General features: G+C 71.8%; 8 protein-coding genes. 4 read left to right on the top strand and 4 right to left on the bottom strand.

Annotated elements, in window-relative coordinates:
• Window positions 1-38 precede the first annotated feature (38 nt).
• Window positions 39-1760 carry a ubiquinone-dependent pyruvate dehydrogenase gene (gene poxB, locus KHA85_RS15135; RefSeq protein WP_063973393.1) on the top strand — a complete coding sequence of 574 codons (1722 nt, stop codon included), beginning with the start codon at window positions 39-41 and terminating at the stop codon, window positions 1758-1760.
• A 103-nt stretch (window positions 1761-1863) separates the two neighbouring features.
• Here the strand turns inward: poxB and KHA85_RS15140 are convergent, their stop codons facing one another.
• Entirely contained in the window at window positions 1864-2535 is a 672-nt protein-coding gene (locus KHA85_RS15140) for a TenA family protein (protein WP_213186437.1), read from the bottom strand.
• A 113-nt stretch (window positions 2536-2648) separates the two neighbouring features.
• Window positions 2649-3704: a helix-turn-helix transcriptional regulator gene (locus KHA85_RS15145; RefSeq protein ID WP_213186438.1), complete on the bottom strand. Its 1056-nt coding sequence runs from the start codon at window positions 3702-3704 to the stop codon at window positions 2649-2651.
• 102 nt (window positions 3705-3806) lie between these two features.
• Here KHA85_RS15145 and KHA85_RS15150 point away from each other — a divergent pair, with 102 nt between their 5' ends.
• The gene (locus KHA85_RS15150; RefSeq protein WP_213186439.1) at window positions 3807-6071 is read left to right on the top strand and encodes a fatty acid desaturase; all 2265 of its coding nucleotides are present in this window, start codon (window positions 3807-3809) and stop codon (window positions 6069-6071) included.
• Window position 6072: 1 nt separating this feature from the next.
• Here the strand turns inward: KHA85_RS15150 and KHA85_RS15155 are convergent, their stop codons facing one another.
• Entirely contained in the window at window positions 6073-7161 is a 1089-nt protein-coding gene (locus tag KHA85_RS15155; protein WP_213186440.1) for an NADH:flavin oxidoreductase/NADH oxidase, read from the bottom strand.
• 70 nt (window positions 7162-7231) lie between these two features.
• The gene (locus KHA85_RS15160) at window positions 7232-8455 is read right to left on the bottom strand and encodes an NAD(P)/FAD-dependent oxidoreductase (RefSeq protein WP_213186441.1); all 1224 of its coding nucleotides are present in this window, start codon (window positions 8453-8455) and stop codon (window positions 7232-7234) included.
• A gap of 108 nt (window positions 8456-8563) precedes the next feature.
• On the opposite strand from KHA85_RS15160, the gene moaCB reads away from it, so the two are divergent.
• Together moaCB and KHA85_RS15170 are read left to right on the top strand one after the other, a co-directional pair.
• Window positions 8564-9613, top strand: coding sequence for a bifunctional molybdenum cofactor biosynthesis protein MoaC/MoaB (moaCB, locus tag KHA85_RS15165; protein ID WP_213186442.1), 1050 nt, complete (start codon window positions 8564-8566; stop codon window positions 9611-9613).
• Complete coding sequence (locus KHA85_RS15170) at window positions 9613-10137, top strand: molybdenum cofactor biosynthesis protein MoaE (RefSeq protein ID WP_236885771.1); 525 nt, start codon at window positions 9613-9615, stop codon at window positions 10135-10137. Before moaCB ends, KHA85_RS15170 begins: the two co-directional genes overlap by 1 nt.
• The last annotated feature ends 154 nt before the right edge of the window (window positions 10138-10291 follow it).

Consider the following 10291-nt stretch of genomic DNA (forward strand, 5'->3'; position numbering starts at 1 on the left):
CCCTTCGGCGACGAGTTCACCACCAGTCGGAGGCATACATGCCCACACGTACCACGGTCGCTCGACACATCATCGACACGCTCCACGCCTCGGGGGTCCAGCGGGTCTACGGACTTCCCGGCGACTCGCTGAACGGCGTCACGGACGCGATCCGGCAGACCGATGGCGTGGACTGGGTGATCACCCGGCACGAGGAGGCGGCCGCGTTCGCCGCCTCCGCAGAGGCCGCGCTGACGGGGAACCTCACGGTGTGCGCCGGTTCCTGTGGGCCCGGCAACCTGCACCTGATCAACGGCCTGTTCGACGCCCAGCGTTCCGGGGTCCCGGTCCTCGCGCTGGCCGCGCACATCCCGTCAGAGGAGATCGGGACGGGATATTTTCAGGAGACCCATCCACAGGAGCTGTTCCGCGAGTGCAGCGTCTATGCGGAGCACGTCTCGTCAGCCGAGCAGGCGCCGCGGCTGCTGAGGATCGCTATGCGTGCGGCCATCGAGAAGCGCGGGGTGGCCGTACTCGTCCTGCCCGGCGACGTGGCGCTCGAGGAGATCACCGCCGAGGCGGCCGCCATCCGCCCCACAGCCAGTGCGGTGGTCCCGGCAGAGGAGGATCTCGCTCGCGCCGTCCGTGCCCTCGACGGCTGCGAGGACGTCACGATCCTCGCAGGCGCCGGCTGCGCGGGCGCCCATGACGAACTGCTGGAGATCGCGGAGACGCTCAAGGCGCCGATCGTCCACGCGATGCGTGGCAAGGAATGGGTGGAGCACGACAATCCCTACGACGTGGGAATGACCGGTCTGCTCGGGTTCTCCTCGGGCTACCGCGCCATGATGGCCGCCGAGACCCTGCTGGTTCTGGGCTCCGACCTGCCGTATCAGCAGTTCTACCCGGACGCCACGGTGATCCAGGTCGACATCCGGGGCGATCGGATCGGTCGACGCACGCCTGTCGAGGTGCCGCTGGTCGGCGGTGTCGGGGAGACGATACGGGCGCTGCTCCCCAGGCTGCGCACGCACACGGGCCGCAAACATCTCGACGGTGCCACGAAGCACTACGCCAAGACGCGGCGCACGCTGGACGATCTCGCCACGCCGTCCAAGCGGACCATCCACCCGCAGTATCTGACGCGGTTGATCGACGAGGCGGCAGACGACGACGCGGTGTTCCTGCCGGACGTCGGCAGCCCTGTGATCTGGGCGGCCCGCTATCTGACGATGAACGGGCGCCGACGGATCGTCGGGTCGTTCACCCACGGGTCCATGGCCAACGCCCTGCCGCAGGCGATCGGCGCCCAGGCCGCCTCACCCGGCCGACAGGTGATCGCGCTCGCGGGCGACGGTGGGCTCTCCATGCTGATGGGCGAGCTGCTCACGCTCGTCGAGCACGACCTGCCGGTCAAGGTGGTGGTGTTCAACAACGCCTCGTACAACTTCGTGGAGGTGGAGATGAAGGCCGACGGCTTCGTGAACTTCGGCACCGACCTGTCCAACCCCGACTTCTCGAAGGTCGCGGAGGCCTGCGGGCTCGCGGGCTTCCGGGCGGACAAGTCCAAGGATCTGGCCGGGACCGTCAAGCGGTTCCTCGCCCACGACGGGCCCGCCCTGCTCGAGGTGGAGGTGGAACGCCAGGAGCTCACGATCCCGCCGTCCATCAGCGCCGCCCAGGCCAAGGGATTCACGCTCTACTCGCTGCGAACCGTACTGTCCGGCCGCGGTGACGAGCTGGTGGACCTGGCCAAGGCGAACCTGCGGCAGTTGTTCTGAGCCCCTGCCCAGGGCCCCTCGCCGCCGCGTGGTCTCGCCGATTCACACATCCCCGGGGCGGGTCCAGGTACCACCGTGATCTGCGACCACGCGGCGGCGATGCCTACTCGGCGCTGTCGAGAGCCTGCTGCCAGAAGTCGATCTCCAGGCGGGTGGCCGTGCGGAACACGTCGGTGAGCTCGTCCAGCCGACGGTCCGAGAGCCCACCCGCAGCCAGGGCATCGAGCTGAGCGATCGCGGCGCGGGAGGCGGCGGTGAACTCCTCGCCGGAGTACTCGCCGATCCACTCGCGGTACGGGTGCCCGCCACCCTGTCCGCCGTGCTCGGCCAGCCGCGGCTGCAGCCTGGCGCCGATCTCGGCGTAACCGATCGTGCACGGGGCCAGCGCCACACTCAGATCCAGCAGGTCCCCGGCCATCCCCGAGTCCAGGACGTAGCGGGTGTAGGCGACGGTGGCCTGCTTCTCCGCGGCGGCCTCGAGTTCGGCGCGCGGAATTCCCCAGCGGCCCGTGAGCGTCAGGTGGAGCTCGGTCTCGGCGAGAATGGCGCCGGTCGCGGCGTGCGCGGCCTTGAGGTCCGCCAGTGTGCGGCTCTTGTACGTGGCCAGAGCATTGGCGCGGGTGAACTGGACGAGGAAGTGGAAGTCCTGGATCAGATAGTCCTGGAAGACCGGCAGCGGCAGGGTGCCGGCGCCGAGCTGCTCGACGAAGTCGTGCCGGGTGTAGGCGTCCCACTCGTCGCGGCAGCGGGTCTTCAGGACCTCGAACAGGCTCAACTCGGGTCTCCTTCAGCGCTCGGTCGACAGGCGGCCGACGATCGCGCCGTGTGGCCGGTGCCCGGGCCCTGTCCTGGTGTACGTCTCGATCACCTCGAAGTGTGCCATCCGCGTCACAGGCTCCGCTCCCGGAGCCGGCTCGGCGACACGCCCTCCCAGCGGGTGAACGATCGGGTGAACGTCGCGGTCTCCGAGTATCCGAGTTCGCGCGCCACCTCGGACACCGCCGCGCCCTGGGCGAGCAGTTCCAGCGCCCTGCCGTGCCGCACCTCGTCGACCAGCCGCCGGAACGACGTCCCCTCCGCGGCCAGCCTCCGCCGGAGCGTGCGCTCGTCGACGTGCAGGTCAGCGGCCAGGTCAGCCATGGACGGCCAGTCACCCCGCTCGTGCCGCAGCCGGCTACGCACCTGCCCGGCCACACCGACGCGGGCCAGCCGGGCATCCAGCACCTCCCGGCACTGCTGCTCGAACAGCCGCGCGGTGTTCTCATCCGCCTGCGGCAGCCGCTCGTCCAGGCGTGCGCGCGGGATGACCAGCCGGTTGGTCGCGCACCGGGAAACCACGGCCGCCGGCTCGAGCCGCCACGCCTCCGCCAGCAGCGCGGCGCTCGCGGGCCCGAGCGTGGTCTCGATCCCGACCAGCTGCAGGTCGATCTGCGCGCCACGAAACGCCACCGCCAGCCCGGCCAGGTCCCGTTCCACCACGAAGGTGCGCACGTCGGGCGGGATCGCGTCGTCGGCGGCGACCGCGTACACGACCCCGTCGCCCTCCTCCAGCGCGAACCGCAGGTGCGTCGGCGACAGTGCGAGGTACGGGATCGCCCGCTCGAGCGCCGCGCGCACGGTGGGCCCGGCAAGCATCATGAATCCGATCACGCCGGTCCGACCGATGGTCGAATACGCCCCGATGCCGGCTCCCAGCCCGGGCAGGTCCCCGAGCTCGGCCAACAGATTGCGGATCACCGCGAACTCTTGATGTGCCCAGATCTGCGCGTTCTCATCCGCGAGATCGGGCGGGTGAATTCCGGTGCCGGCGAGGCACCTCGTCGTCGTCATCCCCTGCGCCACGGCGCCTTCCACCATGATCCGCACGCCCTCCGTGCCGCGCGGCACGGCCCACACGGGCGATCCCGGCGACGACCGCGACGACGACAACGACGGCTCGGACATCGCCCGAACCTATCAACCCATCCACCCGGTTGTCCGGAAATGCCAACTTCCCGACCGAAAGCGCCATTCCCCGGGCGCGGATGCGTGGCTACGGTCACAGTCATGACACTCGCCGGCTCCCCTGACACCGCCACCGACACCGGGCTCGCGGCCGAGCTCGGTGCCCTCTACATCCGCGCCAAAGCCGCGGTCGGTGCCGAGGACCTGGCGCACATCCGCAACGTCACCGCCTATGGCGAGGCGATCGACGCCCGCCGCCGCGAACTGCTGCGCGAGGGCGGTCCCCGCGCTATCCGCCGCGCCACCGCACTGGAGATGGCGTACCGCCTCATGCAGTTCTCCGAGCTCGGCCACAACATCATCCACGGCAGCTACGACCACCTGGCGGACTGCGGCGAGTACCACTCCGACCGCTACCGCTGGGACTTCAACGTCGACACCGACCAGTGGAAGACGATGCACCACGTGGGCCACCACCCCAACACCAACATCGTCGGCAAGGACCACGACCTGGGGTACAGCCTGTTCCGCGGCAGCGCCGGCCAGGACTGGTACGGCCACCACCTCGGCCAGGTCGTGATGATCTCGACCCTGGCCGCGATGGCCCCGATCGCGGCGCCGTTCTTCCTGGCGAACATCGCGCGCAAGGTAGAGGGACACGGCCTCTTCAGCTCGTACATGCTGCGGTCCCCCGCCCGGATCGCCGGCCGCGACGCCCGGCGCCGATTCGTCGACGAGCCGTTCCGTTCGGGATGGAAGCCGCTGCAGACCCTCGCCGCGAACTACCTCGGCGGGGTGACCGGCTACATGTCGGTGCTGTTCCTGGTGTTCATCGAGCACCACGCCGGCGAGCTCGAACTGTTCACCGACCCCGGCCCCGACGAGACCGCCGACCAGTACTACGAGCGTCAGATCCGCGCGACCCGCAACTTCCTGCCCAGCGCGCAGATGGACGACGCTCTCGCGCGGCTGCTCGAGGAGGAGGTGCCGTTCGAGAACCGGCCCGACCTGCGCATCTTCTACGGCGGGTTGGACACCCACGTCGAGCACCACCTCTTTCCGGACCTGCCGCCGTCGATGCAGCGAAAGATCGCGCCGGAGGTCCGCGAGATCGCCGCGCGGCACGGGTTGCCCTACCACGAGACGCCGCTTCTGGAGACCGTGCCGCTCATCGCCAAGACGCTCACCGGACTGTCGGTGCCGTTCGGCGAGCGCGAGTTCTCTCGGCCCCGCGACCTGCTGCGCGACCCGGCTTCGCTCGTTCGCCGCGTCGCGGCCGGGCTGCGCTACCGGCGGCTGCCCGAGTCGCCCTACCTCGACAAGCCGCAGTTCCACAACGTGCCGGCGCGGGTCGTGGCGGCCACGCCTGTCGCGGACGGGCAAGCCCTGTCAGTGCGCCTGGCTCGCCCGCGCGGGTGGGAGGACGTGCGGTGGGACGCCGGCGCGTACGTGTCGGTGCGCCAGATGGTCGACGACGACGAGCTGGTCCGCCAGTACAGCCTGGTCCACGACTCGGTCGGGCAGGCCGGGCCGTCCGACCTGCAGTTCTGCGTCAAGCGCGTGGCTGACGGCCGCGTCTCCAACCGGCTGAACGACACCCTGAAGCCGGGGGCCTACGTGACCCTGGTGGGTGTGCCGCAGTCGACCGGTGACTTCGCGCTGCCTGCAGAGCCTGACACCACTCACCCGGCCCCCACCCTGCACATCGCGGGCGGCGTGGGCATCACCCCGATCATCGCGCTGCTGCGCCGCCTCGCCCGCGACGCCGCCGACTCCCCCGCTGGCGCCGGCCCGGACGCGACGCTGCTCTACTTCAACCGCGACGAACGCTCGATCATCTTCGAGCCGGAGCTTCGTGAGCTGGCCCGCGACGCCGGGATCACGCTGCACCTGTTCACCGACGCCCCGGCCACCCGCGACGACCTTCGCACCGGACGCCTCGGCCCGGAGCTGCTGACCGAGCTGGTGCCGGATCTGGCCGAGCGCGAGACCTACGTCTGCGCCCCGGCGGCGGTGATCGACCTGGCCCGCGGGTGGCTGCGGGGGCTGGGACAGCCCGCCGAGCGCTTCCACGCCGAGTCGTTCACCGCGCCCGAGCTGGATCGGCCCGCCGACGACGGCAGCCGTTACACCGTCAGTTTCGCCCGCACCGGGACGTCTGTGGAGATCGACGGCGGCACCACACTGCTGGAGGCGGCCGGGCGCGCCGGGATCCCGGTGCCCACCGGCTGCGAGCGGGGCCTGTGCAAGGCGTGCGTCACCACTAAGCTCGCCGGCACCACCAACGCCGAGCAGCCCGGTGTGCAGCAGGAGCGGATCACGGTCTGCAACTCGCTGGCCTCCTCGGACATCGAGCTGGATCTGTAGCTCAGTCCCACTTCCCCCGCGTGTACTGCGGCGGGTACGGGGCTTCGCGCCAGTCCAGGCCCAGCTCGGCGGCGGCCCGCTGCGGCCAGGCCGGCTCGCGCAGGGCGACGCGGCCCAGGAACACCACGTCGGCGCGGCCGTCGACCAGCAGGCTCTCGGCGTACTCCGGGTCGCTGATCAGCCCCACCGCCCCGGCCAGCACCGCCCCGGACGCCCGGACCTCCTCGGTCAGCGGCACCTGGTAGCCCTGCTCGAGCGGCACCGGCGGGCGGTCGGGCGTGTTGGCGGCGGACGAGACGTCCACCAGGTCCACGCCGTGCTCGGCGAGCCGGCCCGCCAGCCAGCGGGAGTCCTCGGGCGTCCAGCCGCCGGGCACCCAGTCCGTGGCCGAGATGCGCACGAACAGCGGCTTGCCCTCGGGCCAGACCTCGCGGACGGCGTCGCAGACCTCCAGCAGCAACCGCGCGCGGTTGTCGCGCGAGCCGCCGTAGGAGTCGGTGCGCTCGTTCGACAGCGGCGAGAGGAACTCGTGGAGCAGATACCCGTGCGCGGCGTGGATCTCCACCACGTCGAACCCGGCCTGGTCGGCGCGGCGGGCGGCGTCGGCGAACGCGCCCACCACCGCGCGGATGCCGTCCGCGTCGAGCGCCTCCGGCGTGGCCATGTCGCCGAACGGGATCGCCGACGGCGCGACCGTCGTCCAGCCGCCCTCGTCGACGGGCATCGAGCCGACGGGGTAACCCGGCCACGCCCGGTACGCGGACGCCTTGCGCCCGGCGTGCGCCAGCTGGATGCCGATCGCCGCTCCCTGGGAGTGCGCGAAGTCCACGATGGGCGCCCACGCGTCACGCTGGGCGTCGTTCCACAGGCCGGCGTCCTCGGGACTGATGCGCCCCTCCGGCACGACCGCCGAGGCCTCGGCGAGGATCAGCCCGAACCCGCCCTGCGCCCGCGCGCCGAGGTGGACCAGGTGCCACGGCGTCGGCACGCCGTCGCGGTCCTCGCACGAGTACTGGCACATCGGGGACAGCCACGCCCGGTTACGGATCTCGAGGTCGCGGATGCGGATCGGTTCGAAGAGCAACGCCACTCCCGCGATTAAACCCCCACCCGTACCGCCACGTCGCCGGGCCCCGGTCGGCGATGACCGGGCCGGGCGCTCATCGCAGCGGGTCGAACGGCGTGAGCACCGGGTCGACCTGCCCGGTGACGATCTGCTTCGCGAGCAGTCTCCCGGTGGCGGGACCGAGCACGATCCCCCACATCCCGTGGCCGCCGGCGACGTACACCCCGCGTCCCGCGGTGGCGCCCACCAGCGGCAGCCCGTCGGGTGTCACGGGCCGGGAGCCGACCCACTCGTCCCGCCGATCGTCGAGGTCCACGCCCCGGAACACCCCGTCGACCTGAGTGAGCATCGCCCGGATCCGCCTGTCCCGGGGCGGCTCGTCGGGTCCGAGGAACTCCATCGTTCCGGCGATCCGGAGCCGCCCCTGATACGGGGTGCACGCGATGCGCTGAGCCGGCAGGTAGACGGGGTGCGGGATCGGCTCCTCGACGCCCACCGAGAACGAGTAACCCCGGCCCGCCTGGACCCGCGTCCTCACCCCGAGCGGGCGGGCGAGCTGTGGCATCCAGGCGCCGGTGGCGATGACGACCGAGTCAGCGCTGAGCTGCTCCCCCGTCGCGAGGACGACCCCGGGGGCGCGTCCGGGCCTCACCTCGGTGACGGCGTCCCCGGTGAGCAGCCGGGCGCCGCGCGCGCGGACCGCGTCGCCGAGCGCGTTCACGAAGGGTCCCGGTTCGATGAAGCGCTGGCCGTTCATCCGGTAGGCCGCCGTGACCTCCTCCGAGAGGATCGGCGCGAGCGCTCGGGCGGCGTCGAGCCGCTCCACCTCCACCTCCATCCCGTGGCCGCGAACCCACTCGAGTTCGTCGAGGAATGACGTGGCCGACGCGTGGTCGGTGAACCCGACCACGAAGGGGCCCTCTCGCGTCCGGGCCGCGACCCCACCGTCCGTCAGCTGGTCGAACGCCTCCAGAGCGAGGGCGTTGATCGGGGCCAGGCCGGCCATGGTCCGATGCCAGGCCCGCATCGTCCCGTGTGCGAGGAAACGCGCCAGGAACCCCCACAGTCCGGGGTCGACCCGGAGTGGCACGTGCAGCGCGGCATCCGGGTCGAGCAACGCCTGCAGCCCGTACGTCCACACACTCGGATCCGCCAGCGGCAGGGTCAGGGCCGGGGAGAGGTAGCCGGCGTTCCCCCACGAGGAACCCGCGGCCACCCCCTCTCGATCGACCACCGTGACCTCGACACCGTGTTCCTGCAGATGCCAGGCCGTCGACAGCCCCACCATCCCCGCTCCGATGACGATCGCCGTCTCCATCTCCCCGTCTCCTCCACCGGACACACTGCGATACCTCCAGCATGCCCGCCGGAGGTGCTCCCCCGATCCGATCGGCCACACCCGGCGCCACGGACTAGCGTGGAGGTCATGGCAGACTCGCATCGCTCCCTCTCCGGCCTCACTCACCTCGACCCGGAGGGCCGCGTGCGGATGGTCGACGTCGGCGACAAGGCCGTGACGACGCGCACCGCCACCGCCGAGGGGGTCTTCCGCACGCGCCCGGACGTGGTGACGATGGTCGCGGGCGACGCGCTCGGCAAGGCGGATGTCCTGGCCACCGCGCGCCTGGCCGGCATCGGGGCCGCCAAGAAGACGTCGGAGCTCATCCCGCTGTGCCACCAGATCCCGCTGGACTCGGTGAAGGTGCACTTCGACCTCGACGACGAGTCCGGCGAGATCCTCGTCCGCGCCACCGCCAAGACGACCGGTCGGACGGGCGTGGAGATGGAGGCGCTCACCGCCGTGTCGGTCGCGGGGCTCACACTGCACGACATGGTCAAGGCGGTTGACCCGCTCGCCACCATGGACGGTGTCCGCCTCGCCGCCAAGTCGGGTGGCAAACGCGGTGACTGGAGGCGGGAAGACCACGGTACCGAGCCGAGTGGTGGGATCGACGACGACGACGAGGGCGGCCGCTCGAACTCCGGGCCCGCTGCTCTCGAGGTCGGCCGGACCGGCGTCGTCGTCGTCTCCTCCACGGCCGCCGCCCGCGGCGACCGCACCGATACCACCGGGCCCGCCATCGAGGCCTGGCTGCGTGAGCGCGGCTTCTCGCCGGTGGAGGTGCACGTCGTGGCCGATGCAGATGTGGCCACCGCGGTCACCGAGCACGTGCGCCGCTCGCCGGCGGTCCTGCTCACGACCGGCGGCACGGGGGTCGCGCCGGATGACCGCACGCCCGAGGCGACGGCGCCGCACCTGAGACTCGAGCTGCCGGGGGTCGCGGAGGCGATGCGGGCCCGCGGGCTGGCGGCGACGCCGACGGCCGCGATGAGTCGTGGTCTCGCCGGGTTCGCCGGGCGCACGTTGGTGGCGAACCTGCCCGGGTCGTCGGGCGGGGTCAGCGACGGGCTGGCGGTGCTGGACGAGTTGCTCGAGCACCTGCTGGACGTTCACGCCCACGGTGGTGGTCACTGATGTCGGCCCCGACCCCGGCCTCGGGACAGCCCTCCGGGCCGAACTCCGAGCCGCACTCCGCGCCGCTGGCCCGGATCACCGACGAGCGGATCGAGCCCCGCGAGGTCGAGCAGGCCGTGTGGAGCTCGGCGGATGGCGCGATGGTGACGTTTTCCGGGATCGTGCGGGATCACGACGCCGGTCGCGCCGATGTCGAGCACATCGAGTACTCCGCTCACCCTGTCGCGCAGGATGTGCTGGCCCGGCTCTGCGCGGAGGTGGCCCGCGAGCACAGCGGCCCCGCCGACGCCGAGGGTCGGCCCGTCGATCCGCAGCGCGTGACGCGCGTGGGCGCGGTGCACCGGGTGGGCGTGTTGACGGTGGGTGAGGTCGCGGTGGTCGCGGTGGCGGTGGCGCCGCATCGGGCGGAGGCGTTCGCGGCGTGTTCGGACCTCATCGAGCGCCTCAAGCACGAGGTGCCGATCTGGAAACGCCAGCGCTTCTCCGACGGCTTGTCGGAGTGGGTGGGCGTCGGCGACTGCTGAGTAGCCCCGGCGGCGCGCCGCCGCAGGGTTTCAGGCGGGGCGGGTGTGGGGGCTGGGTCCGGGGGGGCCCGGGGGGGTGGTGAGGGGGGCGGCGTCGGCGATGATGCGGGCGGGGGAGGCGGGCCACCCGCCGTCTCGGGGGGCGCCGCGGGGG

It is taken from the genome of Dietzia massiliensis, from assembly GCF_018390595.1.
GTDB lineage: Bacteria > Actinomycetota > Actinomycetes > Mycobacteriales > Mycobacteriaceae > Dietzia > Dietzia massiliensis.

What these genes read in the sequence shown, in the direction of transcription:
- KHA85_RS15160 (WP_213186441.1), bottom strand. Translation starts at nt 8,455, where the DNA reads ATGGAGACGGCGATCGTCATCGGAGCGGGGATGGTGGGGCTGTCGACG.
- KHA85_RS15170 (WP_236885771.1), top strand. Translation starts at nt 9,613, where the DNA reads ATGTCGGCCCCGACCCCGGCCTCGGGACAGCCCTCCGGGCCGAACTCC.
- KHA85_RS15145 (WP_213186438.1), bottom strand. Translation starts at nt 3,704, where the DNA reads ATGTCCGAGCCGTCGTTGTCGTCGTCGCGGTCGTCGCCGGGATCGCCC.
- poxB (WP_063973393.1), top strand. Translation starts at nt 39, where the DNA reads ATGCCCACACGTACCACGGTCGCTCGACACATCATCGACACGCTCCAC.
- moaCB (WP_213186442.1), top strand. Translation starts at nt 8,564, where the DNA reads ATGGCAGACTCGCATCGCTCCCTCTCCGGCCTCACTCACCTCGACCCG.
- KHA85_RS15150 (WP_213186439.1), top strand. Translation starts at nt 3,807, where the DNA reads ATGACACTCGCCGGCTCCCCTGACACCGCCACCGACACCGGGCTCGCG.